Raw genomic sequence first — 26,212 nt, forward strand, 5'->3', positions numbered from 1 at the left:
TTTGGTATTTATTGTTTGTATTTATATAAACAATATAGAGCAAAAATGAGGCCGAAATGTAAGCTGTTGTTTTGTATAGGGTGGTGGTTTTTTATGAAAGTTGAAATACTAATAAGTGGTTAAAATAACTAATTATTAATATAAAAGGATGCGTGATGCATCCTTTTATAATTGCTCTGCTTTTATTAGTAAACTAATTAAAAGCTGTAAGTAATATTACCGTATAAAAAGCGTCCGTCTAATCCGTAAGGTGCATACGGTGTGTACGGGAATATTTGGCCAAAGTCAGAGTAACCAATGTTATCCTCGGTTGCTTGTGGGTATTGATCGAACAAGTTGTTTGCACCAACGGCAAATTTCCAATATTCGTCTGGACGGTATGCCACTTCTAGGTCGGTGATCCATTTAGGGTCTAGGTATTCATCGCGATCAGCTGTAGTTGATATATCAGCGACTTCACCATAACGTGTGGCACGAAGCGTTGTTTGCCATTCGTTAAAGTTCCACACTGCTGATAGGTTCCATTTGCTATCTGGCGTGCCTTCTTCAAAGCGACCTACTTCACGACGTGCAAACACTACGTAGTCGTCACCTAGTGAGTTTAGTTCGCTTGGGTTGTCGTTTACGTGTGTTACTTCGGTATCGTTAAAGTTAGCTGCTACGTTTAAACGTAAATCACCTAAGTTGTCTAAATCTAGGTTATAAGTAGCAACAATATCAACACCTTGCGTGCGTGAGTCGATAGCGTTGGTAAAGTAGCGTACGCTTTCGGTATTTAGCTCACCGGCATTTTGTAGTATTTCAACAACTGCATCGCCCTCTAAGTTTTCAGACAATACAATACGGTCATCAATATCAATACGGTACGCATCAACGGTTAAGCTAAAGCTGCCTTGCGTGTACATAAAGCCCGCAGTAACGTTTACTGACTCTTCTGCATCTAGCGGCTGAGCACCTAGCGCTTGCGCTGCTGCAGAATCGGTTGGGAATAAACCAACTTCAAATGGTTGGTTGTTCTCAAGTACGGTTGATATTTGGCGGTACGAGCTTTGCGCTAAAGATGGCGCACGGAAACCGGTGCTAATTGCACCACGCAGCGATAGGTTTTCTGTAATGCTGTAACGCGAAGCAAGTTTAGAGGTAAATGTGTCGCCAAAGTCGCTGTAATCTTCATAACGACCCGCTAAAACGACGTTCCATTTTTCTGTTAAGTAGGTATCAAACTCAACAAATAAAGCGATGTTATGACGGCTTTCGTCAGTCGCACTTTCTGGTCCAAAACCAGCAAGTACTTGCGCGCCACCGGCTGCAATTGGGTTGCCGTCGCTATCAAGTGCGGTGATGTAAGACGCTTCTTCGCCTTCTTCTATTTTGTAGCTTTCGTGGCGGTATTCAGTACCTACGGTAAAAAATACGTCATCAGGTAAGCCTAAATCGAGTGTGGTATTGGCTGTTGCGTTTACTAAAAACTGATCGTAAACCAGTGCACCGTTGTCAAATTCGGTTGGGCTGTCGGCACCTAGTGATGTGTTAATACTATTTACAACACCAAAGCCAAAGTCGTTGCGGCCGTAGTTGGTACTTACATCCCATGTCCAGTCGTTAGTTTCACCTTGTAAGCCCAGTGCAAATGAGTAGTCTTGTACGTCTGTTTCAATTTGCGGTAAAAAGCCATCTGGGTACACTTCTAAAACGTTACGGCTGTCTTTTGCTCGGCGGTAAAAACCACCTGAATTACCTTCACGCTTTGAGTAGCTACCAAATGAATAAAGGTTTAAGCCGTTATCTAAATCGTAACCCATGTTGTAAAACAACGCGTAATCTTCAAGGTCTGCTTTACCAAAGCGGTGGTTGTAACGATCGATAGTAAATTCACGTGGGTCTAGGCTGCCATCATCAAGGCGACTGTATTGTTCGCGAGGGTCAAAACCTGAGCGTTGCGTTGAGTCGTTATCACGGTACTCAATAGATACGTTTACAAAGCCGTTATCAGATAACGCAAAACCAGAGTTTGCGCTAACAGTGCGTGTTGCACCGTCGTTTACTTCGCGGTCGCCACCGGTATTAAACGCTAAGTCGCCGTTTGCATCTGCGTAGGTGCTTTCTAGCTGAGGTACGCCAGCCATTTGAGTATCGTATTTACCGTACGTTACGCTTACGCTACCGCCTTCTGAGGCATCTTTAAGTACAATGTTAATTACCCCAGCAATTGCATCAGAACCGTACTGTGCGGCTGCGCCATCACGTAGTACTTCAACACGCTTAATGGCTGATGTTGGAATCATGTTCAAATCAACAGCGGTAGAGCCTCGGCCAACAACACCTGCTAAGTTTAATAGCGCACCGGCATGGCGGCGTTTGCCATTAATGAGCACTAGGGTGTGATCGGGTGCTAATCCACGTAAAACAGCTGGTTTTGCATGGTCAGTACCATCACCCATAGTGGCACTTGGGTAGTTAAAGCTAGGTACTTGGTTTGCTAGTATTTGGCTTATTTCTAGCTGACCCGTACTTTGCATATCACCGCTGGTAATAATATCTACAGGTACTGAGCTTTCGGCAATACTGCGTAGGCTTCTGCGAGTACCGGTAACCGAAATTACTTCGATATTCTTTTCTGCTTGAACATCTTGTTCTGCAGCAAATACAGAAGAATAGGGTGCACTAAGTGCAGAAGAAACGGCCAGGCTAAGTGCTACTTTTTTGGCTGATAATGGCTTTAACATGATGTTGATTCCCTTGAGGGCTGCTGACTATTGATTTTAAAAAGGAGCGCATCATATAGAAGCGACTACCCTAGTGCAAAGATAAAAACTATCTAAGATATTCTAAGTTGTTAACAAGTAAGCTGGGGCGTGTTGCCTTGGTGATTGAATTTGCAGCAGTATGTTTGGCTTTTAGGCAAGGCAGAGCCTATGTAGTGTGGTTACTCCCCATAAATAGGCGATAACGCAGCATAAATGCCAAACATACGCTGCCCTTTGGGTTCTTTCTAGGAACGATTAACTCTTTGTTACTCAGTTTTTACTTAGCCCACTAGGTTACAAACCTCGCGCCGCGATTAAATCGCTCCTAGATTGAACAAATTTCAATCCACAAAGGCCAACACGCCCCAGTGTTTACGCGCGATATAGGCGTTTGGATCGTTGTAGTTGCAATCTTGTGTCGAATGGTTGCGAATTCAAGGGGATTTTAGATAAAAGTTAGTAATACGTAAGAAGGCCAAGCAAATGCTTGGCCTTTCAATTTTTTAAATTTAGTAATTTAAATTATTCAGGGGCAACTTCAAGCGTTGTAAATAATGCATAACGTCCTGCATCTACGCCTTCTTCATTTACGGTAACCTTGTTAGAGGTTTCGATTAGGTATAGGCCTGGCTCTTTCCACGTAATTGTAAACATCCCGTCTTTATCGGTCGTTACTTTTACTTCGCCACGCTCGTTACGGTAGCGTGTGTCGCCTTTTAAAATACTTACTTCAACGCCTTCACCAGCAGATTTACCATCTTGTAGTAACTGAAAACGTGCTTGTTCACCTACAAATAAATCGTTTGGATGCGTTGGACCGCTAAGCTCTAAGCCTAAACCTAACTGTGCAGGTTTTGAGGTGCCATTTCGGCTTACAAATGTATCTACTGTTGAAACAACCTTCGTTGTCGTTACATCTTTTGCATTGCTTGGTAATTTTGCGTCTGTTTTTTTACCAAATACGCGCTTGCGCTTACCTTCTTCATTTTTGTAGAAGGTCATGTACATTGGCTTTTGGGTCATTGCAATGTGGTAAGTGCCTTGCTCTGTTAAGCTTACAGCAGCTGAGCTTTTACGTTTTAAGTAATAAGCACGAATGGTGTCGCTTACTGGCTCACCATTAGGCGCAAGTGCCATTAATAATGTGTCGTCGTACTCGGCGCCTTTTTCTTTAGGTTTAAAGGCTTTGTCTGGTGCAAATATTTCGTTAGAGATACTAGCGTCAATCATTACGTAATGCGCTTTATCGCCTGATAAAGATGTATGCGAAGGTAGTAACCAGCGTCCGTGTGCACTTGCTGAAGTTGACACTAAAGCAGATAAGCTCAATGCGCCGATTAATGCGGTTTTTAATAAATTAATTTTCATTGTATTTCCTTAAATTCAAATGATTAAGTAGCAGCTACTTAGTGCTTACAGTGACGAAGCTTTTAGAAAACTCGTTTTTACCATCAATTGTCAGCTTGCCTGATTTAGTTAAATCGAGCTCAACGCGGGTGTAGTCTCTGCCGCCTTCTTCGCGTACAACTTCAATATTTAGTAAGTATTTACCTGGTTTTACTGGGTTACCGTCTAAATCATTACCTTGCCAATTTATGGTGTAAGTACCCGCGCGCTTGGTTGCGCCGCTAATGCCGTCAAAGTTGGCATCGCTTTTACCGGCTTTACGCCACCATTGGCGTAAGTCTTTAAACCATTCTGCTTTTTGCACCCAAAGTGCAAGCGTTGTAACGTGTTTGCGCTCAGGAGTTTCAAGCCAAACTGCAACGTAAGGGCGGTGATACGGTTGCACTTCTAAGTCAGGAAGCGTTAATTCAATCTCTAGCTGTGATGTTTGCGCATGCGCTGTTGTTTGAAAAAACGCAGCTACGAGCAGTAATGCGGCGCTTATAAATAATTTAAATTTAACCATTAAGACACTCCTTTTATTTGTGGAACCCAACATAAATATATAACCAGTGGAGTTGCCACTCCCAGTAAAGTTATCCATATTCCTGCTAAGCGTTTTTTTCTATTTTGAAACAAAATAATCATGCCGGTGATGGCAAATATAATCATTAGTACGGCAGATATATCAATCACCCAACTCCATATTTCACCGCTGTGGCGGCCTTTATGTAAGTCGCCAATAAGGCTTAAAAAGCCACCTGTTTGGTAATCAAGATTTAGCTCGCCAGTTGTAAAGTCAAGCTCTGCGTAGGCAAACCCAGCAGGTAGTGGGTAGTCGAGCATGACAAGCGCGTCTTCTTTTTCCCACTCAATGCTTTTTACTTTTGTAAGTGAATATTGCTCGGCTAGGTAAGCTTCTATTTCAGGGTAAAGCGTAGGTAACGTATTTAGCTGTTCATTCGCTTTGGTAACTAACTCAGCTGGAATTGCCGCCGTTACTTGGCCGTTATTTTTATCGTTTTTAAGCCAGTCAATGTGGTTGAGCACAATGCCGCTAACGCAAAACAAAATAAGCAGAAAAAACAAAGCTGTAGAAATATAAATATGTAGAGCGCGACTTGTACTATACAAAGTTCGCTTATTAATAAACGCCATAAATAGTTTAATATTGTAAAATTTACAACATGATAATGATTTGCATTAGTCATTACAAATTTACTTACTTAACTTTACATTAAGATTTTACAAGTGGAGGGTATTTGTAGGTATACGTTTAGTACTTAGGTGGAGTAGAGGGCCTTAAGATAAGGTAAATCATTACCGATATTTCTATCGCTGCAACGAGGTAAATAACCCAAATAGGGGCAGTAGAGTACAGTAAAAATATAAACCCAATTAACATGCCAATGGCGGCATAACATTTTGCTTTAACGGGAACCACTTTGTGAGCTTGCCACTGTTGTAATGTAGCCCCATAACGAGGATGGTTAAGTAACCAGTGTTCTAGCGCGGGCGATGAGCGAGTAAAGCAAGTGAGCGCTAAAATGAAAAATATAGTGGTGGGCATAACAGGCAGTACAATGCCAATAATACCAAGTGCAACCAGTATCAGCCCTAGCATTTTTAGCCATAAATTTTTATAACAAACAAAGGCCGCTCTTATATTCACTTATGCTCATTTTGTTTAATTACGGATACATTAAATTGTAGGCTAATTGAGGCGTAATTCGAAGTACTTATGCCAATTTTATTAAAAACATGATGATTATATAGTATTAAATAGTGGACTCATTTCGTTAAAAGTTTTTGCTTGGTTTTAGTGCGGTTTTTAATCATTAAATAGACCAAATATATAAGCAGATTGGTATGAAATAACAACAGCACGCAATAAAAAAAGGACAAATGTATTTTGCCCTTTTTTATTGTTGAATAGATTATGTGCGACTTTTTAGAAGTAGTAACCTAAATTTATATTGAAGCGACGCTCTGTATCGCCATCTCCTATCATTGTTCCGCCAATAAATGGCTGGTTACGCGCTTGAACATAATCAAAGTAGGTAAAAAAGGCACCGGCCGATACACTCACACCTGTTATATTCATCCATGTATTGGCGCTATCGTCTGATTTGTCGTATATGGTGCTGTAGTCGTTATAAAATTGTAGGGCATTTACAGGCCCCCATTCTACCGAATAATTGTAGGCAACGTTAAGGCTAGACATAGTTGCCTCGCTTGAAATCGTATCGTAATAGGCATAGGCTGCAACCGAAATACGATCACTTTGATCGTCTAAGTCGTAGTCATACTCGCCATGTTGAAGCTGAATATTCCAGTTATTAATCTGACTATCAAGGTGTACAGCCCATGCACCATAACTACCTGCTCGATCTACACCGTCATGTAAGCCGCCACTGAGTAGTGAAATACCAATATCTGTTGTTATGTTTTTATTGTGCTTAATTTGATATGTTGCACGCCCAGCAAAGGTATTGTACTCACCAAGCTCATTAGCTGGTTCTGCATATGTTCCTTCGCTTGCACTGCGGCTACCAACAATATCATAAGAATAACGATGGCTTTTATCTGATGCTGATCCGTCAACACCGCCAAGCTCGTCATTTTTGAAAAAGCCTAAGTCTAATTTCCAGTTATCTTTCAATTTGCGTTTAACGACAACACCTAAATCAAAATCATCTTCTAGGCCAATATAATAGTTGCTGCTAAAAAAGTAGTTATGAGAATTATAAGGACCGTTACCAAATGGCACTTGTGTAATGCCTGCTTGCGCTTCCCAATCATTTGTAAACTCATAACCTAGATAGGCATATTTAATTACGGTCATATAATCAAAAAAGCGAATTTCACCATTTACTGAGATATCGTTAATTTTTCCTGATACATTTAAACGAAAAATATCAAAATCGAAATCACCGTCACGATCTTTATTATCTTCATCGTATGAGGCCACGCTATAGTTAGCGCGAATTGCACCACCGAATTTAATACCGTCGTCTTTTTTTACTGGCTCTACAACAGTTGCTGTTTGCTGAGCCTTTTTACTAATTTTAGCAACTTGCTCTTCATGCTTTTTATTGATTTTCTGTTGTTTGGATTTCTCTTCGATTAATTGATTTTCGAGCAGCTGCATTTGCTGTTTTAGTTGTTTTAATTGGTTTTGAAGGGTGTCGAGATCCGTGGCGTAAGAAGTGCCAGTAACACCACTTAAAATTAATGCTAACGTTAATTTAGAGAGTTTAGTCATAGTAGCTGCTCAGATGTTGATTAAAAAATAAAAAATTCAAGGCGTCAAAAAACGCCTTACGTTTAGAGTAAGTACAAAACTTATGTGTTTTTATTATTTATTCTTTAGGAGCTTGAGTCAGCGCACCAACTTCTAGTAGGGGAGATGCATCTAATTTGTCAGCATCCATCATTGCGGCTACGCGCTGCATTGACGAGAGTAAAAGACTCTGTTCCCATTCAGCAAGTGCAGAGAACTTTTCAATAAAGTGTTCTTGCAATGGCTGAGGTGCTTTTTCAAGTAACTCTTTTCCTTTTTCTGTGAGGTATAAGCTCACTCGTCGTTTATCCATTTGACTGCGTACGCGTGTTACTAAATCTCTACTTTCGATTCTATCGAGAATATTTGTGACGGTTGCTGGGCTTAAATTGACATTTTGAGCAATACGACTGGCAGTTATGCCGTTTGTTTGGGAAACTTCCTGCATAATAAGCAGTTGTGGCCCTGTTAAACCCGCTGTTTTATTTAGTTGCTTAGAGTGCAAATCAATCGCACGGATCACTTTACGTAAAGAAACTAATAACTCGTCATATTTCTGCATTTTTTTATCTCGTCGAAAAAGCAATAGCTTGCCGTAATCGCGAAATGTTACACATCAAATAAATTGAATTCAAATTATATATTGTATTTCAACCCGCTTTTATTGGTTTTTAATGCTTAGAGCAGAAACTAATGTAAAATTATATTGTTCAAAATTTATTAAATATTCTTAGCATCTTGTATACATTAAGTTGCGCACAGTACGTAGGTTGTGAATAATTGGCAAGTCTTATTACATAGACTTTAGTATTGTTCATCTACAGCTGTTAGTACAAAGTAATTGTTTGTGAGTTTACTGTAGATGTATTAATCGGCAATGAACAAATTCAGCAATCAATATTTAATATCAATAGCGTATACTTTAAGCATGCATTATTGTTTTTGCACAAATATTAAAAATCTTTAGTATCAGTATTATAGGGGAAGGTATGAAATTATCGCCATCAGTTAGCATTGAGCAAAGCGAAACCGGTCTTGAGTTTATTAAAATAGCTAGTGCAAAGTGCGATGCAAAAATATTTTTGCAAGGTGGGCAAATTACCGAGTTTATTCCTAAAAATAACAAGCCGCTTATTTGGGTGTCACAGAGCGAAACCTATCAAGAAGGTGTAAGTATTCGAGGTGGTATTCCAATTTGTTGGCCATGGTTTGGTACACATGCTAATGATGGATGGCCAGCCCATGGTTTTGCGCGCACAAGCGTATGGCAAGCCGATGAAGTACACGAATCTGATGAGCAAATTACAGTTAGTCTGAAGCTACCCATGAAACTTGTTAATACAACGTATTGGCCGCATCAGTCCGCATTCAAAGTTGAGTTTGTGTTAAGCGATAAGTTACAGGTTCGCTTGACGACCACTAACTTAGGAAGTGTGCCATTTAGCTTTACTCAAGCACTGCATACCTATTTTCCTACCTCAGACATTACAAATACTCATGTTGATGGGTTGCAAGGCGCGCAATATGTTGAGTTTAGTGAGGGGCCATTTGTACAAAATGACATTGTAAGCTTTGAGCGCGAAACCGACATGGTTTATACACAAGCAAATACAGAGCAAACCATTAATACGCCAGAAGGTGTTATTAATGTGAGCCGCGAAAATTCAAGTTCGTGTGTACTGTGGAACCCATGGATAGAAAAGTCAAAACGCTTATCTAACTTTGCTGATGATGAATATAAAACAATGCTCTGCCTAGAGGCCGCTAATGTTTTAGGCGATAAAGTAACGCTTGAGCCAAAACAAAGCCACACCTTAATAACCACCATTAGTTGGTAAGTAATTAAAGCAGTAATAGGGATAAATAGTGTTTAACAATCAACAAATAATGGATTTGCCAAAGCATGGTGATATTAGCTTTAAGCCGTTGGCTAACAAAGCGTTATTACATGCGCAACTTAGCTCGCTTCTGTTTTATATTCCGCTAATTGGAGCGCTTATTGCTGTTTGTTATTTTAATGAAGCCTTTGCTAATAAGGCACAAACGTATTTGCTAATTGGTATGCCTATTTTGGTGGCCATATCTATGGCGTACAACATGATAAGTGTGAGGTTGCGAGGTTTTGCAGTGCGAAATCATGACATTGCTTTTAAAAAAGGCGTTATTTGGCAACAAGTGACGGTATTGCCTTTAGCGCGTGTACAGCATATGGAAATACACCAAGGGCCAATAGAGCGAAAACTTAGCCTTGCGAGCATTAAATTATTTAGCGCTGGCGGTGTAAGTGCCGATTTACAAATTAGTGGGCTAACCCATGATGATTGTAAAAATATGCGCCAATTTGTACAAAATTACCGTCAAGACGACGCAGCTACTCAGGCAACTTTAGTCGATGAGTAATACAATTATCGAAGATAAAGCGAGCCCTATTTACTGGCAAAAAGTATCGCCCTGGGCACTTTTATACTTTGTTGTGCACTTTAGTGTGCGGTTTGTAAAAGATGGCCTTTTAAACTTACTGCCCATGCTTGTGGTGTTTGTTACTCAAGTAGAAAATAAATTATTTTGGGCACAGGTTGCAGGCGGTCTTGCGCTGATTTTGCTACTTATTTACTCATTTTTATATTATTTAAATTTTAAGTTTTCTATTAGTAGCGACAACGAAATATTGCTTAACAAAGGTGTATTTAAAAAAGAGCGACTTACGCTTAAATTTGGCCGTGTGCAAAACGTTAATATTGCCGAGCCATTTTATTTTATCCCTGTAAACTTAGTTAATTGTATTTTTGATGCCGCAGGCAGTGTGTCACAAGAAGTTGTTTTACCTGGCGTCACTCAAGATTACGCACAGCAAATGCGTAAACAAATATTTGATTTTAAAGCGCAGCAACAGCAAGAAATACAAAATACTGAACAAAGCGAAACAGACACTATCGAAAACAGCCTAAGCATTAGTAATAAAGAAATAGCCAAATTTGGTTTAATGTCGAATATGGCTATTTTAGCAATCGCTGCTGTTGCCCCTTTTATAAACCTGATTGTTGATTTTTTAGAGAAGCAAATTATTGCGAAAGTAGAAGGCTTTTATCAACAAGAGCTTGGCATGCTGGCAAGTGCTGCTACTTTTGCGATGATCACCTTAATTGTTTTGCTAGTTTTGGTCGCTGTGATGCTATCGGTGACTATGTCGCTTATTCGTTTTTATAACTTTGAGCTTTATTTTAAAGGTCAAAAGTTTAAACGTATTGCTGGCTTGTTAGAGCGCCATCAGCTTTCAATGAGCATGGATAAAGTGCAATCTATTGTTATTAAACAAAACCTAATGGGGCGATTACTAAAGCGATTTACCGTGGAGTGTTTACAAGCAAGTAGCGGCGGAATAGCAGCCGGTGTTGCAGCTAAGAAAAATAAACAAACCTTAGTATTACCTGTATTAAATAGCGAACAAGTTGATAGTGTATGCCAATGGATTTACCCGTGGTTTAATAGTAAAAAACTCGCTTTTAAGCGCGCAGAGCGAGCGCTTTTGTATAAAAATTTAGGCTTTTATTCATTGTTACCGAGTGCACTCGTGTTTGGCTTTTGTTTTATTGCTGATATTAATACTCTGATAAGCCTTGGTGTTTTGGTGGGGTTTTCTGGCTTGGTAACTTTATCGTATCAGCGTTATGGTTATTACATGCATGAGGATAATGGCCGATTTTACATGGTTGTACGTAAAGGTATGATTGGCGTTCACTACCGTGTTTTTGAGCTTTATAAAGCGCAAAGTGCGCGCAGTATAAGTACGTACTTAATGAGAAAATCAGGCTTAAAAAGCCTGTATATACAACTTGCTTCAGGCTTTGCATTTATGCCTTATATAAAGCAGCAAGATGCTGACTTTATTATTGATTTTACAATCAAACAGATTGAGTCAGATACTCGCAGCTGGATGTAAATCACCCTAATAAAACATGTGTAAATACTCATTTTCACATGTTTTATTACACTTTCTTACTGCCCATGAAAGACATTTAATAATACTCTAGATGGTATTAAGGAATTCTTTTAGGGACGCTCATGAAAAAAACACTTATCGCATCGGCTTTATTACTAGCAGCACCGAGCTTTGCAGCCGATTGGCAAACTATTCATACCGAACATTTTAATGTTCACTACAGTGTTGAGCATGCTGATTTTGCTAAATCAACTGCAGCAGAGCTTGAAATAGTACGCATCAAAGTGCTTGAGCAGCAAAACCGAGCACTTGATAAAACAGTTGATGTAGTGGTGTTTGATCCCCTAAATGCGGCAAATGGCTTTGCGCTACCTACCTCAAATAATCCTGTAATGGCGCTTTTTACAACCCCACCACAATCCGACACCGTTATATCAAACAGCGCTGGCTGGCAGCAGTTACTTGTACTGCATGAATATATTCACTTAGTACACTTAGCACAGCCAACACGCAATGACTGGCAGCAAAAAGTACGTGGCATATGGGATTTATACGACTTAACCTACAGTGATACACCGCGCTGGGTAGCCGAAGGTTATGCCACATTGATTGAGTCTAAAATGACGGGCCGTGGGCGTTTATTTGATAACTACTCAGAGTCAATACTGCGAGAATTTGCTCAGCAAGGTGCTTTGCCAACCTATGGGCAATTAAATGGCGAGCAGGGCTTTATGGGCGGCTCAATGGCGTATTTAATGGGGAGCCGCTTTTTAAATTGGCTAGAGCAAAACTATTCAGAGCAAACACTCGATAGTGTTTGGACGCGAATGCAAGGCGTAAAAACGCGGGATTTTGATGAGGCATTTGGCGGTGTGTTTGGGCAAAGTGCAGCCAAGCTATATCGTCGATTTATAGCTGAATATACCTATAAAGCAATGCAAATAGAGCAAGGGGAGGTGTTACTTAATAGTGAACTTTGGCTTGAGCTAAATTTATATGCAAGTAACCCCGCACTTTCAAAAGATGGTAGTAAAATTGCGATTGTTGAGCGAGACAAAGAGAGTAATACCAAGCTTATAATTTATAGCACGGATGACAACATTAAAGCGCAAGAAGAGTTTACTAAAGCGCAAAAAGAGCTACTCGAAAACGATGCACAAGACATCCCCGATACAGCGCCAAGTGTGTTTAAGCGCGAACAAAAACAAGTGCTTAATCAAATTAATCGAGCCGGTATTGCAAACCCTCAATGGGTAAATAGCACAACGTTATATTTTAATGCGTACAGCAATGAAGAGTCGGGTATTTATAACAAAGTGTCTGACATATTTAGCTATAACACTGACACTGGAAATATTACACAACTTACCGAACTTGCTGGTATACGTCGTTTTAAAGTAACCAGTAACGGCGAAACCTTGTATGGCGAGCAAATAAGAGATGGCTACTCTGAATTAGTAAAGGTTGAACTCAATACGCAAACCATCACACCATTATTTACAAAAAGCCTTGAGACAACTTACGATTACCCAATACTCAGTCCTGATGAAACTAAATTAGCTTATTTATCAACGTCATTAAATGAAAACTGGCAGTTGTATATACAAGATGTGAGCGGCGAACAACAGCAACTAGTACCTATGCCAAACGGGTATCAATATTTAAGCCAGCCGAGCTTTAGTTTTAATGGCGAGTCACTTTACTTTGTTGCAGGCTTAAATAGCGCCACCGATATTTACAATTATCATATTAAAAGTAAAACACTCACCAAGTTAACCCAAGGACAAGAGGCCGTTGCTCACCCAATTGAAATGGCTGATGGCTCGTTACTCTATTTTTCGATAACCGCAGATGGGCCAAATGTAAAAACACTGCCAAAAGCTATAAAAAGCACTGTAGTTACTGAATTTTCGGCTAACAAAAAAGCACCGCTGCTAATTGTAAACGAACATACGCTTCCAAAAGCTAAAATATATACGCACCAAACAACGCAGCAGACAAATTACAACGTACTCGATCAGCACGCTACTTTTGCACTAGGAACACAGTATTATTCGGCTTCTACCAGTTTGTTAGATTTAAGCATTAAAAGTAGCGACTTATTAAAGCAGCTCGACTTGCAAGCGGGATATAGCACTGATTTACACGATGGAGCACTGCACGGTGGTTATGTGCAGGCAAAATATAATGCGCTTGATGTAAAACTGAAACTTGCACTGTTTGACTATGATTTAAATACATCGCGCCAGTACCAAGCAAGTTTAAATACCGACATAGATGCCCGTGGTGGTTTTGCTGCAGTAAGTTACCCAGTTAAATTTGGGCAGCTAAGTTTAACGCCAGAGATTGCCTACAATTACACTGATTATAAGATAAGCCATAAAAGTTGGACGCGTTTAGGCGTTGCTCAAAATTGGCAATATGATCGTCAAGATTTTGCGATAGGCCAAAGTGTTTATGCGAGTTGGTACGATGGCAGTAGTAAAAGTAGCAATTGGCAAGGCTACGATTTAGCCGCCAAAATTTTTGGTAAGGCGTTTGGTATTCCTCTTTATGCAAACTTTGATCAAAAACAGCGTGATGACAATAGCCTTGCATTAGGTGGTTTTAGCTCAAATCTTATTAATCAGCAACAAAGTAGTGAACATGTACTTTCATCTGATCTGCCCTTTTACAGCGCAACTGCAAAGCGCTATCAAGGCTACGGTGGCGGCTTTAGCCTTAAAGAAGGCATGCCGTGGCTTTATTATAAGCAACATCAACTCGACGACACCGTATACGCACAAAGCTACGGCTTAAAATACCAAGGTGATTTTAGCTTTGGGATGGGGCCTGCGGGCGTAAATGATTTAACCTTTAATATGGGGCTGTCGCGAGTAGAAGGCGTCAGTTTTGAAGATGAAATGCGTGCTTGGCTGAGCTTCTATTATTCGTTATAAATATTAATCGGCTAAGTTACTTTTCCATCTGCAAGGATAGTAACTTAGCTTGATATATATCGAGCTTTTGGTTATCACGCTCTAGTTTAATTGCTTTTTCAAGTAAGGTTTGTGTTTGTTTGGTATTGCCTTGTCGATAGCGAACTTTTGCGAGTTCCAAGTATAACTCAGCAATGTAAGGCGCTTTAGTAATGGCTTGCTCAAGGTTTGCTTTAGCTTGATGAACGTGGCCAGCTTGTAAGTTGTTTTTAGCGATCACTAATAATTCGTATGGGTCTTTTTCTTTATTAACTAATTGTGAGGTGAGCTCTTTAACAAGCTCTTTGTCGTCTAACTCTTCAGCTAAAAGCTTATAGTTGCTGATTAAATTAATGCTTATCTCGTTATTGCTAAGTGCTGTTTGGTAGATGTTTTTAGCGCTTTGTAAATCACCAACTCGGCGATGTAAAATACCAGCTATGTTAAATAGTTCTGCATCATTTGGTGTAAATTTATTCGCTTGTAAAATAAGAGAGTAAGCCGTATTAAATTGTTTTTTGACAAGTGCGTTTGCCGCTAAGTTACTATAAAACTTAGCTAGCAAATCGTTATAAGTTGCACTACCAGAATAGATACTACCTTGAGTCGGGAAATAGTCTATCAGTGTTCCTGCTCTAATAAATTCGATATAATTATCTTCTTTCTTTACTTTGGGAGCATATACCTTTGTCCTAAAGTGATTAGCCACATAGACTATGTTGCTTTCTTTGGCATACACCGGTTCGCTGGTCACTTCCTGGAAACTTGTATCGAGACTTAAGGTTTGTGCGTAGCTTTGTGTTAGTACCGCTAGACTAATGCAATTACCTTGCGATAATTTAAGGGCTTGCTTTGAAGTAAGTGTATCGCCATGGTACTTGAAGTTTTCTAACCGACCTTCTAGATAATTAAAAATAACTTGATCAGCTCGGGTATCTGCTAGATTTTCATTTGCATAGGTTAAGAATTTTTGCTTTTCTGCTTGAGGCAATTCAAAAATGCTTTGCTCGGTTGGTGTGTCCAAGCGCTCAAAAAGCGAATGATTTATAAGACTGGATAACTGTACTTTTTGAGCCGCAGTAATTGCGGGTGTATTTTTACATGCAGTTAAAAAAAGACAAAATATTAATATTATAAACTTCATAAGCCACCTCAATGTGAACTTTGACTTTACATTGAGGTGGTTTTCAAATCAAGCGTTAACTATGCCTCGCTTATTTGAGCGATTTACCTGTGACTGTTTTTTACGTTTTCGGCGGGTAAACCATAAGTAAAAGCCGGTTCCGGCTAGCCATACTGGACTTAAGCCAATTACACACCACAGTATTTTACTAGTAAGACCTGCAAAATAACCAAAGTGAAGTTTTCTGAAGCTATCAATTACTTGCCAGCCAATACCAACTTCGCGAATATCCCAGTTGACCATGTGGTCACCAGTCAATTTATTGTAGGTAACAGTATTGGCGTATTCACTGGCAAGCGGGTTGGCAGTTTTAACTTCTCCAAATACGGTAATATTTTCATCCGGTTCTAATGGCATAACCAAAAAAGTGCTATTAAAAGTAGTTATTTGTTGTTTGCTATTATCTAAAATATCTTGAAACGAGATATCTGCACTATGTAGCTTTTTGGTTAGCACAAAATGTTCTTCTTCTGCGTGCTCTATTACTTCGTGATACCAAACAGCCCAGTTAAAGTAGCCACCTGTAATCGCTAAAATAATAATGATAGGGGAGCCAATAACACCGGTCATTTTATGGATATCGCTAAGGACTATTTGTAGTGTCGCACGCCAGCGTACACTAAACAGACGTTGCCAAAACTTGCGATAAATAATGAGGCCTGTAATGCCTAAGATTAATAAAAACAAAGCAAAAAAGAAGCCTAAAACAGTACCTGTTTGGCCAGGTAAACTTTTTAAGTCATTTAGTAAAAATGTGTAATGTAGTTCTAAAAACCAATCAGTAAAGTAATGGCTAGTGCCTACTGGCTCCGATAAAATATCACCTGTGTACTGGTTTAAATGAAACTTATACCATTGCTCTGTACCGCGTTTAACTAAGTAAACCCGATCAGCAGTATCATTGTTAAAAATCTCCCAGCTACCCACTAGATACTCAGGGTAAGCATGTTCTGCTTTAGCGATTAATTTATCGATTGTTATACGCTCTGGCAACGCTTTTACAACAAAGTGACTATCAGGCATAAGTAAGCCATCTATTTCACTTTTAAAAACTAATACACTGCCTGTAATACTAATGACAATGAGTGGAATGATTGCAATAAGGGCAATCCAGCTGTGGATCTTAAAAAGTATTTTTCTCATGGATGGTTTTATATGCAGTAGCTAATGACCTGCGCATGATAACAACTATCATTTTTATTTGTAAGTTGCAGTAATGAATTTCAATAAAACAAACAAACTGTGAACTTAATTCTACGGTTTTTGTATACTCAGCTTGCCAGTACCTAAAATAAGTTTTTGCTATTTAGTTGAGTTAAATTTACGCGGCTCTACAATGCCGCGCTCATAGTAAAAGCCTTTTAAAACATATGTTTAATAAATGTTTTTATTTCCATTTCTAGTTAACATTTATGTAACGAGTGAGGTTGCTTTGGCGCATTATTTGCCTATATTGTCTTCTTTTATTTTGGTTTTTAGTTTTTTACCGCTACTAAACAAAATTCGAAAAAATCGTAGTGTCTCAGGTTTATCACTATTGATGATGACGTTTGGGTTAGCGCAAAGCCTTTATTTTATAACCTACAATATTTACTTTGAGCGCTATTATATTGCATTACCATTTATTGTAACCGGTGCGTTAAGCGGGCTTATTTTGTATTTTTTTGCACGTTTCAACGCAGCTAAACGAGAGCGCGTACAGCTGGTTACTATGTTAGGTTTTTCGTTACTGCCCTTTTCACTGCTTTTGAATTCAAACCTCGATACTGCAACGGTATTAAGCGCTTTAACGTATGTTGGCCTTGTGATGAGTTCGGTACGTGTTATGCCGCAAACTTATAAAACATTGCGTACGGGTAATGTAAGTAATTTAAGCGCGCGCTACTTTAGCTTGCAGTTTATTGCTGGTATTTGCGGCTTAGTTGTTGAGCTTTCAAATGCAGCCACAAGTACTGCGCACTTACTTATGTTTATTATGTTGTTGCTTACAAATGCTGTGCAATTTGGCTGTATGCAATATTATAGAGTGCGACCTGTAATGGCTTAAAGCTAAAATAAAAGTGCTAATTGAGTTTAGGTGTGGCAGTTTTAAGCTATTAATCATTACAAAGTTTAAACAATGCAATTAACTATTCATCAAATTGATGCGTTTACGAATGAGTTATTTAAAGGTAACTATGCGGCAGTGATCTCATTGAAATCGTGGTTAAGTGACGATTTAATGCTAAAAATTGGCGCAGAAAATAACGTATCTGAAACGGCTTTTACCTGCCAGCAAGACGATGGCAGTTTTGTTATTCGCTGGTTTTCGCCGTTAATGGAAATCGACTTTTGCGGTCATGCCACACTTGCGGCTGCCTATGTTTTATGTGAAGAGCATAATATATCGCAAATTCGCTTTATTGCTGATGCGGTGGGCGAGCTGATCGTTAATAAAAACGCTGATGGCAGCTTTGCAATGACCTTTCCGAAACAAGCACCGGTTGAAGTGCAAAATGTACCGCAGCAATTGCTTGATGGCTTGTCTATACAACCGAGTAAAGTGCTTAAAAACCGCCAAGCTTACTTTGCTATTTATGAAAATGCCGATCAAATACTTGAATTAAAAACTAGCTCAGAGCTTTTAAAAACGCTTTATCCACTTGATGTAGTGGCCACTGCTCCGAGTGCTGAATATGATTTTATATCTCGTTATTTTTGGCCTGCAAGCGGTGGCGACGAAGATTATGTGACAGGTTCTATTCATACTGGCTTGGCACCTTACTGGGCGCTGCAATTAGGTAAAACTACGTTAAGCGCTTATCAGGCTTCAAGCAGAGGCGGGCAGCTAACTTGCGAAGTGGGTGATACAACCGTCACCTTAACCGGGCATGCTGTAAGGTATTTAAAAGGCACTATTTATATTTAATCTTTATTGTTCTTGTTATAAAAAAGGCCACGTTTAACGTGGCCTTGGTTTTACTCAATTGTTAGAGCTGCTTTACGCTTCTAGCGCTTTTGCAATTAAGCGATCAATATATTTTTTATGCGCTTTAGTCGCAGTATCTGATCCCCATGCAACACTGGTATCGGCTATTTGAGTTAGCTGATATAACGCAGCGGTTTTAGCTAGGTTATCAAATTTACTTGCTTTACCAAGGCCTGCAATCGCGATTAGCTGGTTAACATACTCAATTTGTAAGTTGTGGCTAATAGAGTTGGCGTCTTTGCTTTTCACAAAAATGCTGGCAGTTAAATCTTGCATAAACTGAGTTAGACTATATTCATTACCGTATAGAGCGGTGTCAGAAATACGCAGTAACACAGCAGGGTGTAATAGCTGCGCAAGTACAGACTTTTGCATGCCTAAAATCATTTTGTGTGCTTTAGGGTCTTCATTTTTACCAAAGTGATTAAAGCCACGACGTTGCAGCTGTAAGTAGCTATAAAGAGGTTGCATGTTTTGTAGTACATCTGGTGCAAATACAAACTTTGCGAGTATATCCATCGCTTGTGTTTGACGCTCAAGCGATACCGGTGTAAATGGTTTATCTGCGTTTGCATCACCCACTACAGCGCGCTCAACGTACACACCACCAATCTGGCGAGAAACAACACCTGCTTGAGCTCGGTATTGACCAAATAAGCTATTAGCAGAGGTAACAAGCTGTTGGTAAGACTCACCTTTAACCGTTGCTTTATCTTTTAGTTCAGTAAATAGTTTATTGATAAGTGCCATACGATCTGCGCCATAGGCTGCAGGGTTTGACGACAAATCACCAATCATTACACGTGGATCGATATGGCGACCTGGTGCGCGCATGTCGTCGGCATCGTTACCAAAGGCAAGGGCATGTTCACTTGAACGAGCAAGTATTTTTTCAAGTCGAGCTTGCTCAGCAGCTTCATCTGCAAGCGCTACGCTGTAGCCGTAGTTAATTGCCCAATCATCATAAGGACCTGGTTTTGTTTGAAAAATATCACCTTGCTGCACACCAATTGGGGCAATGTTAGCCGGTGCATAATCCATAACAGAACCGGTTACTATGCCTTGGGTTTTGTTTTTGTCGTGTACTTCTTTTTCATCCCACAAAATAGATGATTTCATATTGTGGTTAAGACCTAAAGTATGGCCTACTTCGTGAAGTACCAGTTGCGTTAAACCTTGGCGAAGCATTTCTTTATCTTCAATTTTGTCGCCGCTAGCAAGGCCTTTGGCAAGCATTAGATTTTGTTGAATCTCATGCCCAAGAGAGCAATTTAGCTCGCCGGTATCTGTTGCTTCACCGTGGCTCATTGTTCCTTGGGTGAAAAGTGTGTCGTAAATCCAGCGGTTTTTCATAAATACAAACTCAAGCATAATGTCTGAGCCCAGTATTTCGCCTGTTAATGGGTTAGCAAGTGCTGGTCCGTATCCGCCAAATGGAGGCTTAGGTGACGAAGTCCAACGTAGTACGTTGTAATTAATATCGCCCGCATCCCAATCCGCATCGTCTGGTTGTACTTTTACTTCCAGCGCATTTTTAAAACCGGCTTTTTCAAAAGAAGTATTCCATGTTAAAACTGCATCACGAATAGTATCGCGCCATTCAACTGGTGTCGTATTCTCTATCCACCAAGTAATTGGTTTTACTGGCTCTGAAAGTGTTGCACTAGGGTCTTTCTTTTGTAAGTCCCAGCGTTTTATAACATCTTGATAAGGTGCCCAATCGGTAGATGTCATTTGATCAAATTGGTTGGTAAAATAACCAATGCGAGCATCATCCATACGGGGTGCATAATTGTTGCTAGGAAGAGCAACAAACGAGTGCTGCACTTTTACCGATACACTGCGAGGATCGCTTACTGCATTAGAGCCACGTACAGTAGGGCTTGGGTTAGTAAATACGTAATCAACTACTACGTCTAAGTTATTAGGGTATGGACGCTGTTTAATAATGCGTGATTTTTTATTGTCTAGTTTACCTACTTTAAAGCGTTTTTTAGCGTTTTTATCTGCTGGATTTGGCGTAGGTGATACTTTATGAAGTGCTTCGCTTAAAAATAACTTATTTACATTAAATGCTATTTTACCGTCTTCTTCTTTTTCTATTTTAATGCTCGCAAGTACCGCTTCACTAATATTGGCATCACTCGCTTTTGAAATCGCACTGCTTTCGTCAAATTTGTAGCGAGGTGTTTTGCTAATAATATCGATACGGTCAAAGTATTTTCTAAATTCAATTAACTTAGTTTCACGGTATGCACCACGATAATGGCCTGCATCTGTAACGCCATCGACAGTGTGCGCAAAATACACAAACGGCGTATTGAGTTGGGATTCGTTAATCACCATAAGGTGCTTACCGGTTTTTTCGTCTTGATAAAGGCTAAATATACCGGTAAATTCGGTTTGTCCTTTGATCATTTCGCTAAGTGTTTTTGACTCTTTTTCGTCTTTTTTATCGGCTGCAAATGCATGGCTGCCAAACGCTAAGCTAAGCGCAAGGGTGATGGACGTTAATTTCATTTTGAGACTTTTAATATTTGTTAATTTAATTGGACTGTACGTAAATTAATTTAATTTCGCACATCTTCGCGATGAAATTTAAGCGTTCAAAGCTAATTAATTGATATAAATAAATAAAAGTTTGTAACAAAATATAACGAATGAGATGAATCACCATTTTATTCATCTTTTATACTTATATAAAGTTGTAATTTATATGTATTTGCAACAGTTGCTTACAAATGTCATCTTAATGTTTCGTATAGCTCTGGTATTATGGTGTTAATAGAATTTTAGGGATAAATAAGATATGCAATCAAATTCACTTAGATGGGTTTTTCCATTCGTCGCGCTTGCTTTAGGTATCGTTGGTTTTATGGCAATTAACGCTATTGCAAAAGAATCAGAAAAAAAAGAAGTTATTGATGCTCGTCCAACGGTGCAAGTTGAGCCTGTGGCAGCAAATGATCACCAAGTTATCATTAATAGCTACGGCGAAGTAAAACCACTTGAAAATACACAGCTTTCGGCGCAGGTGTCGGGCGAGGTGTTAAGTTGGCATCCTAATTTTGTAGCCGGTGGTGTAGTTGCTCGTGGCGAGACGCTATTTACTATTGAAAAAGATAACTACGAAGCAGCAGTACTTGTTGCAGAGGCCGAGCTTGCTCGCGCGCAAGCGGGTTTAATTGAAGAGCAAGCTCAAGCGCAAGTAGCCGAAGACGAAGCCAAGCGCTTTCCAAGTAAAGCGCGCACAGATTTATTTTTACGTAAACCTCAAGTGCTCAGTGCACAAGCATCTGTTAAGTCGGCGCAAGCTGCATTAAAGCGCGCGCAACGTGATTTGGATAATTGTGATGTAACAGCCCCTTATGATGCGTTGGTGATTAGCCGAAATATAGGTGTTGGACAATTTGTTACTATGGGTTCGCAAGTTGCTGAACTCAATAATATTGAGACCGCTGAAGTGATTATTCCTATCGCAGGATTCGATAGCGTTTTTTTGCCAGAACGTATTAAAGGCATTACCGCAACGATTATTCAAAAAGGCCTAAACAGCTTTACCCGAGAAGGTGTAATTGACCGCGACCTAGGAATTGTTGATAACGCTACGCGTATGAGCAGTTTAGTGGTGCGTATAGAAGACCCATACGGTCTTAAAAATAAACAACCAGCGATTAAGTTTGGTAGCTACGTACAGATAAATTTTGCAGGTGCAATGCTTAATAATATTTACCGTTTACCGCAAGAGTTAGTTAATAACAAAACCGTATGGATCGTTAATGAAGAGCAGCAACTTGAGCCACGCAAAGTCACAGTTATTCGTGAAGAGGGTGAGTACTTTTACATCAGTGATGGTTTGCAAGCAGATGATAAGTTGGTGATTACGTTGCCAGAGTATCCGCAAAAAGGCATGGCTGTAAAAATTGCGGGCCTTCAAGATACTAAAAAAACAGAGGCACTTGAAAATGCTTCCACTGAAAAATTATAAAGGTAGGCTGAGTTATGAGTAACACTGAACTACCAAATACAGCGTCTAACGCTGAAAAACAAACCGGTATTATTGCTTATTTTGCCAATAACTCCGTTGCTGCCAACCTAATGATGATTTTTATTGTGGTGATGGGGATTATTAGCTTTCTAAATATCCAACGTCAAATGTTCCCTAATGTAGAAATTAACTACATTAATATTGAAGCTAACTATCCTGGCGCTTCACCACAAGAAATAGAAGAAAGCATACTTATAAAAATAGAAGAGTCACTAAAAGATGTGACCGAAATTAAAAAAGGCGTGTATCGCGCATTTAGAAATGGCGGTACAGCAAGCCTGGAAATAAACACCGATGCAAAACTTACCGATGTGCTTGATAAAGTAAAGTTACGTGTTGATGGTATAGCAACGTTCCCAGCCGGTATGGAACCGGTCACCATAAGTCAGGTTGAGTTTAGGCAAGATGTAATAGGTATGACGCTTGTTGCTGACCTACCTCTTACTGAGCTTAAGCCTATAGCAAACCAAATAGAGGATGAGTTACTACAGCTGTCTAACGTGTCGTTAGTGGTAAACGATGTTCCTCTTGATGAAATAGCAATTGAAATAGAACCCGATACGCTTCGTCAATATAACCTAACCCTTAGTGATGTAATGAATGCAGTGCGTCGTTACTCAGCTAACTTTTCGGCGGGGCAATTAAAAACAGACGCAGGTGTTATTTCTGTACGCGTCGAAAATCAGTTTTACTCAGGTGAAGAATTTAGACAAATACCGGTAAAAATAGGGGCTAATGGCGCTAAAGTGTTACTGCAAGATATTGCCGTGATTAAAGATCAGTTCACTGAAGGTGAGCGTTACTTTAAATTCAATGGTGAAAATGCAGTTTATATATCGGTAAAAGCGACTGAAGAGCAAAGTATTATCCCAGTTGCTGATTCAGTAAAAGCATTTATAGAATTAAAAAACAAAGAGCTACCACTGGGGGTTCGTTTAGAGCCACTAATGGATTTTACGTATTACCTAAATGCCCGCTTAGACATGATGGTTACAAACCTCATTCAGGGCGCTATTTTGGTTGCAATTATGCTATCAATCTTTTTACGCTTTAAGTTGGCATTATGGGTGATGATTGGTTTGCCAGTGTGCTTTTTGGGCGCAATGATGATGATGCCATTGTTTGGTGTAACCATTAATATTTTATCACTTTTTGCCTTTATTATGGTGCTAGGGATTGTGGTGGACGACGCCATTGTCATAGGCGAAAGTGCCTACACCGAAATAGAAAAAAAAGGCGGTGGTGTTGTTAATGTGGTTAATGGCGCAAAACGCGTAGCAACCCCTGCAACTTTTGGTGTACTAACTACCATTGCAGTATTTGCTCCGTTTACGTTATCTACAGGCCCAGAAAGTGCCTTCTTTTATGGTATAGCTGTGGTGGTAATGTTGTGTTTAGTATTTAGTTTGATTGAATCAAAGTTGATACTGCCAGCCCATATTGCTCACACTCATTTTTCACCAATAAAAGAGGGTGGCTGGCGAGATCGGTTTAATACGCGATTTTTTGGTTTTGTAAATGGCCCATATAAGCGCTTTGTTATACGTTGTGTTGAATGGCGTTGGTCAGTGTTATTTTCATTTATTGCCCTATTAATCGTAACCTTTGCTTTAATCTCATCAAATCAAGTTCGTACTGGGTTTATGCCAAAAATCCCGCATGACTACCCACAAATAAATCTAGAAATGAATGACAATGTATCAGACATACAAACAATAAATGCTATTCGTGAAATAGAGGCGATGGTGATTGCGATTGATGAAGATACCGAGCGCAAATATGGTCAAAAGCTCATAAGAGATATTTTAGTATTTAACCAAGGGCGCACCGAAGCCCAAGTGCTTGTACCTCTTGTTGATGAAAGTGTACGTCCTTATAACGCGTTTGAATTATCACGCCGTTGGCGCGAGGCCATGCCTGATATTGCCGGTGTTAAATCATTAACCATTTATGATGATGTAAATGGAGGAGGCAGTGACGGCGAATTTGGTTATTTATTATATGGCTCAGATATTGATACATTAAATAATGCTGGTCGTCGCTTTATAGAATTGCTGCAACAGCAAGAAGGTTTGTTTGATATTAGCTCAACAATAGACCCTGCCAGTAAAGAAGTGCAAATGAGCCTAAAACCGGTCGCTTACGACTTAGGTTTAGATTTGGCTTCTATTGCTAATCAAGTTGGGGCAAGCTTTTACGGTGGTGAGGCTCAGCGTGTTATTCGAAACGGCGAAGAGGTGCGTGTAATGGTACGTTACCCTAAACTGACTCGAGAGGCATTTTCGTCACTTAAGCATGCGGTTGTTACTACCCCGCAGGGCCGTGAAGTACTGCTTGGCGATGTAGTTGAACTCACTGAAACACCGGGTATTAGTTATATTCGCCGCGAAGGGGGTTATCGTACAGTGTATGTTTATGGCAACATTGATGAGGAAGTGATTGAGCCAAACGAAGTTGTAGATCAAATTAAAGAAAAATTACTACCACAACTTAAAGAAGAGTACCCAAGTGTTAAGTCAGAACTTGGTGGCGCCATTGAAGAGCAACAAGATCAAGCTAATCAGCAGAAGATGTTTTTCTTCGGCGGTATGATTTTGGTGTATATTTTATTAGCCGTACCCCTTAAGAGTTATGCGCAACCACTTATTGTTATGTCGGTGATTCCATTTAGCTTAACGGGAGCAATATGGGGGCATTACTGGTTTGGTTTGGATATAACTTTAATGTCTGGCTTTGGTATTATTGCTGCAGCTGGGGTGGTTATAAACGACTCACTCGTTATGACCGATTATGTGAATCAAGCCCGTAAAGCAGGTGTTAGTATTAAAAATGCTGTAATAGATGCCGGTTGTGCTCGATTCAGACCTATATTACTTACTTCAATCACTACATTTGCAGGCGTATTGCCCATTATGTTTGAAACAAGTTTGCAGGCTAAGTTTGTAATACCTATGGCGGTAGCGCTTGGTTTTGCAGTGATGTTTGCAACATTAATAACACTTATATTGGTACCATGTTTGTATATCATATTAAGCGATATTGGTAACTTGTTTAAGCGCTTGTCGGGGCTTATTAAGCGTATATTTAAACGCAGCCCAGTTAAGGTTTAGTTTAATAAGTAATATATGTATTTCAATAATAGATACAAAAAAGCACGGAACGGTTAACCGTTCCGTGCTTTTTTATTACTTATTGTTACTTCATCAAGCAGCTAAAACAATAATAATTAATCTTTAAATTGTTTATGGCAATCTTTACAGCCTTTAGCCCATGCACCAAAAGCTTTACCGATTACGGCTTTATCGCCTGATTGAGCAGCTAACGCTAGCTTATCTGCATTTACTGCAAAAGCATTCGCTTTTTCAACGAAGGTTGCATTTTCAGCCCAAACAGCAGCAAGTGCAGCTGTGTCGCCTTTATCGGTTCCTTCGTAAAACGCTTCCCATGGCATTTTTGAAAGTGCAGCTGCGTTGTTAGCACGCTTTTTAAATTGCTCTGCGTCAAAAGGTACTTTGCCTTTTAGCATTGCACCCATATCGCTTATTTGTACTGAGATCATTGAAAATGCAGCTTGGCGATACTCAATTGCGTCACTTGGCTCTTTAAATGCAGAATTTGCCGATACACTAAATACACACGTTGCTAGCGCTATTGTTGCTAATACGTTTTTTAATTTCATGTTTGCCCCTGTTGGAAATTT

Annotated in this window: 19 protein-coding genes; 8 read left to right on the plus strand and 11 right to left on the minus strand. The window is 39.6% G+C overall.

The window, feature by feature from the left end; all coding sequences use genetic code 11:
• Positions 1–197: 197 nt before the first annotated feature.
• From LOS73_RS00385 to LOS73_RS00415, 7 genes are all read right to left on the minus strand, one after another.
• Entirely contained in the window at positions 198–2,726 is a 2,529-nt protein-coding gene (locus tag LOS73_RS00385) for a TonB-dependent receptor plug domain-containing protein (protein ID WP_457934302.1), read from the minus strand.
• 543 nt (positions 2,727–3,269) lie between these two features.
• Positions 3,270–4,115 (minus strand): DUF4198 domain-containing protein, encoded by an 846-nt coding sequence (locus LOS73_RS00390; protein WP_008136072.1) that lies wholly within the window; start codon positions 4,113–4,115, stop codon positions 3,270–3,272.
• A 34-nt stretch (positions 4,116–4,149) separates the two neighbouring features.
• Positions 4,150–4,659, minus strand: a complete 510-nt coding sequence (locus tag LOS73_RS00395) for a DUF2271 domain-containing protein (protein WP_008136074.1) — start codon at positions 4,657–4,659, stop codon at positions 4,150–4,152.
• Positions 4,659–5,291, minus strand: coding sequence for a PepSY-associated TM helix domain-containing protein (locus tag LOS73_RS00400; protein ID WP_008136076.1), 633 nt, complete (start codon positions 5,289–5,291; stop codon positions 4,659–4,661). Before LOS73_RS00400 ends, LOS73_RS00395 begins: the two co-directional genes overlap by 1 nt.
• A 118-nt stretch (positions 5,292–5,409) precedes the next feature.
• Entirely contained in the window at positions 5,410–5,805 is a 396-nt protein-coding gene (locus LOS73_RS00405; protein WP_033023731.1) for a YbaN family protein, read from the minus strand.
• Positions 5,806–6,084: 279 nt separating this feature from the next.
• The gene (locus LOS73_RS00410; RefSeq protein ID WP_008136080.1) at positions 6,085–7,398 is read right to left on the minus strand and encodes a porin; all 1,314 of its coding nucleotides are present in this window, start codon (positions 7,396–7,398) and stop codon (positions 6,085–6,087) included.
• A 97-nt stretch (positions 7,399–7,495) separates the two neighbouring features.
• Complete coding sequence (locus LOS73_RS00415; RefSeq protein ID WP_007377393.1) at positions 7,496–7,978, minus strand: MarR family winged helix-turn-helix transcriptional regulator; 483 nt, start codon at positions 7,976–7,978, stop codon at positions 7,496–7,498.
• A gap of 427 nt (positions 7,979–8,405) precedes the next feature.
• On the opposite strand from LOS73_RS00415, the gene LOS73_RS00420 reads away from it, so the two are divergent.
• The 4 genes from LOS73_RS00420 (at position 8,406) to LOS73_RS00435 (ending at position 14,295) form a co-directional block, all read left to right on the plus strand.
• Positions 8,406–9,254, plus strand: a complete 849-nt coding sequence (locus tag LOS73_RS00420) for a D-hexose-6-phosphate mutarotase (RefSeq protein ID WP_033028889.1) — start codon at positions 8,406–8,408, stop codon at positions 9,252–9,254.
• 28 nt (positions 9,255–9,282) lie between these two features.
• On the plus strand, positions 9,283–9,816 hold the full coding sequence (locus tag LOS73_RS00425; RefSeq protein WP_457934303.1) for a PH domain-containing protein: 534 nt from the start codon (positions 9,283–9,285) through the stop codon (positions 9,814–9,816).
• Positions 9,809–11,356: a PH domain-containing protein gene (locus tag LOS73_RS00430; protein WP_033028891.1), complete on the plus strand. Its 1,548-nt coding sequence runs from the start codon at positions 9,809–9,811 to the stop codon at positions 11,354–11,356. Before LOS73_RS00425 ends, LOS73_RS00430 begins: the two co-directional genes overlap by 8 nt.
• 122 nt (positions 11,357–11,478) lie before the next feature.
• Entirely contained in the window at positions 11,479–14,295 is a 2,817-nt protein-coding gene (locus tag LOS73_RS00435) for a TolB-like translocation protein (protein ID WP_033028892.1), read from the plus strand.
• A 16-nt stretch (positions 14,296–14,311) separates the two neighbouring features.
• Here LOS73_RS00435 and LOS73_RS00440 read toward each other — a convergent pair whose 3' ends face one another.
• On the minus strand, positions 14,312–15,457 hold the full coding sequence (locus LOS73_RS00440; protein WP_457934304.1) for a tetratricopeptide repeat protein: 1,146 nt from the start codon (positions 15,455–15,457) through the stop codon (positions 14,312–14,314).
• A 48-nt stretch (positions 15,458–15,505) separates the two neighbouring features.
• On the minus strand, positions 15,506–16,639 hold the full coding sequence (locus LOS73_RS00445; RefSeq protein ID WP_033028894.1) for a PepSY-associated TM helix domain-containing protein: 1,134 nt from the start codon (positions 16,637–16,639) through the stop codon (positions 15,506–15,508).
• 289 nt (positions 16,640–16,928) lie between these two features.
• Between LOS73_RS00445 and LOS73_RS00450 the strand changes: the two genes are divergently transcribed.
• Together LOS73_RS00450 and LOS73_RS00455 are read left to right on the plus strand one after the other, a co-directional pair.
• Positions 16,929–17,543 carry a PQ-loop repeat-containing protein gene (locus LOS73_RS00450; protein WP_033015705.1) on the plus strand — a complete coding sequence of 205 codons (615 nt, stop codon included), beginning with the start codon at positions 16,929–16,931 and terminating at the stop codon, positions 17,541–17,543.
• A gap of 72 nt (positions 17,544–17,615) precedes the next feature.
• Positions 17,616–18,404, plus strand: coding sequence for a PhzF family phenazine biosynthesis protein (locus LOS73_RS00455; protein WP_033028895.1), 789 nt, complete (start codon positions 17,616–17,618; stop codon positions 18,402–18,404).
• A gap of 72 nt (positions 18,405–18,476) precedes the next feature.
• On the opposite strand, the gene LOS73_RS00460 is transcribed toward LOS73_RS00455, so the two are convergent.
• On the minus strand, positions 18,477–20,984 hold the full coding sequence (locus LOS73_RS00460) for a zinc-dependent metalloprotease (protein WP_457934305.1): 2,508 nt from the start codon (positions 20,982–20,984) through the stop codon (positions 18,477–18,479).
• A 289-nt stretch (positions 20,985–21,273) separates the two neighbouring features.
• Here LOS73_RS00460 and LOS73_RS00465 point away from each other — a divergent pair, with 289 nt between their 5' ends.
• Both LOS73_RS00465 and LOS73_RS00470 read left to right on the plus strand, forming a co-directional pair.
• A complete protein-coding gene (locus tag LOS73_RS00465; protein ID WP_033028897.1) occupies positions 21,274–22,452 on the plus strand; it encodes an efflux RND transporter periplasmic adaptor subunit in 1,179 nt (392 codons plus the stop codon).
• A gap of 14 nt (positions 22,453–22,466) precedes the next feature.
• Positions 22,467–25,622, plus strand: a complete 3,156-nt coding sequence (locus LOS73_RS00470; RefSeq protein ID WP_033028898.1) for an efflux RND transporter permease subunit — start codon at positions 22,467–22,469, stop codon at positions 25,620–25,622.
• 116 nt (positions 25,623–25,738) lie between these two features.
• Here the strand turns inward: LOS73_RS00470 and LOS73_RS00475 are convergent, their stop codons facing one another.
• A complete protein-coding gene (locus LOS73_RS00475; protein WP_033028899.1) occupies positions 25,739–26,191 on the minus strand; it encodes a c-type cytochrome in 453 nt (150 codons plus the stop codon).
• Positions 26,192–26,212: the final 21 nt, after the last annotated feature.

The sequence above is a fragment of the Pseudoalteromonas sp. SCSIO 43210 genome (genome assembly GCF_054133285.1).

What these genes read in the sequence shown, in the direction of transcription:
- LOS73_RS00445 (WP_033028894.1), bottom strand. Translation starts at nt 16,639, where the DNA reads ATGAGAAAAATACTTTTTAAGATCCACAGCTGGATTGCCCTTATTGCA.
- LOS73_RS00465 (WP_033028897.1), top strand. Translation starts at nt 21,274, where the DNA reads ATGCAATCAAATTCACTTAGATGGGTTTTTCCATTCGTCGCGCTTGCT.
- LOS73_RS00455 (WP_033028895.1), top strand. Translation starts at nt 17,616, where the DNA reads ATGCAATTAACTATTCATCAAATTGATGCGTTTACGAATGAGTTATTT.
- LOS73_RS00420 (WP_033028889.1), top strand. Translation starts at nt 8,406, where the DNA reads ATGAAATTATCGCCATCAGTTAGCATTGAGCAAAGCGAAACCGGTCTT.
- LOS73_RS00430 (WP_033028891.1), top strand. Translation starts at nt 9,809, where the DNA reads ATGAGTAATACAATTATCGAAGATAAAGCGAGCCCTATTTACTGGCAA.
- LOS73_RS00410 (WP_008136080.1), bottom strand. Translation starts at nt 7,398, where the DNA reads ATGACTAAACTCTCTAAATTAACGTTAGCATTAATTTTAAGTGGTGTT.
- LOS73_RS00470 (WP_033028898.1), top strand. Translation starts at nt 22,467, where the DNA reads ATGAGTAACACTGAACTACCAAATACAGCGTCTAACGCTGAAAAACAA.
- LOS73_RS00390 (WP_008136072.1), bottom strand. Translation starts at nt 4,115, where the DNA reads ATGAAAATTAATTTATTAAAAACCGCATTAATCGGCGCATTGAGCTTA.
- LOS73_RS00400 (WP_008136076.1), bottom strand. Translation starts at nt 5,291, where the DNA reads ATGGCGTTTATTAATAAGCGAACTTTGTATAGTACAAGTCGCGCTCTA.
- LOS73_RS00460 (WP_457934305.1), bottom strand. Translation starts at nt 20,984, where the DNA reads ATGAAATTAACGTCCATCACCCTTGCGCTTAGCTTAGCGTTTGGCAGC.
- LOS73_RS00435 (WP_033028892.1), top strand. Translation starts at nt 11,479, where the DNA reads ATGAAAAAAACACTTATCGCATCGGCTTTATTACTAGCAGCACCGAGC.
- LOS73_RS00415 (WP_007377393.1), bottom strand. Translation starts at nt 7,978, where the DNA reads ATGCAGAAATATGACGAGTTATTAGTTTCTTTACGTAAAGTGATCCGT.
- LOS73_RS00385 (WP_457934302.1), bottom strand. Translation starts at nt 2,726, where the DNA reads ATGTTAAAGCCATTATCAGCCAAAAAAGTAGCACTTAGCCTGGCCGTT.
- LOS73_RS00440 (WP_457934304.1), bottom strand. Translation starts at nt 15,457, where the DNA reads ATGAAGTTTATAATATTAATATTTTGTCTTTTTTTAACTGCATGTAAA.
- LOS73_RS00395 (WP_008136074.1), bottom strand. Translation starts at nt 4,659, where the DNA reads ATGGTTAAATTTAAATTATTTATAAGCGCCGCATTACTGCTCGTAGCT.
- LOS73_RS00475 (WP_033028899.1), bottom strand. Translation starts at nt 26,191, where the DNA reads ATGAAATTAAAAAACGTATTAGCAACAATAGCGCTAGCAACGTGTGTA.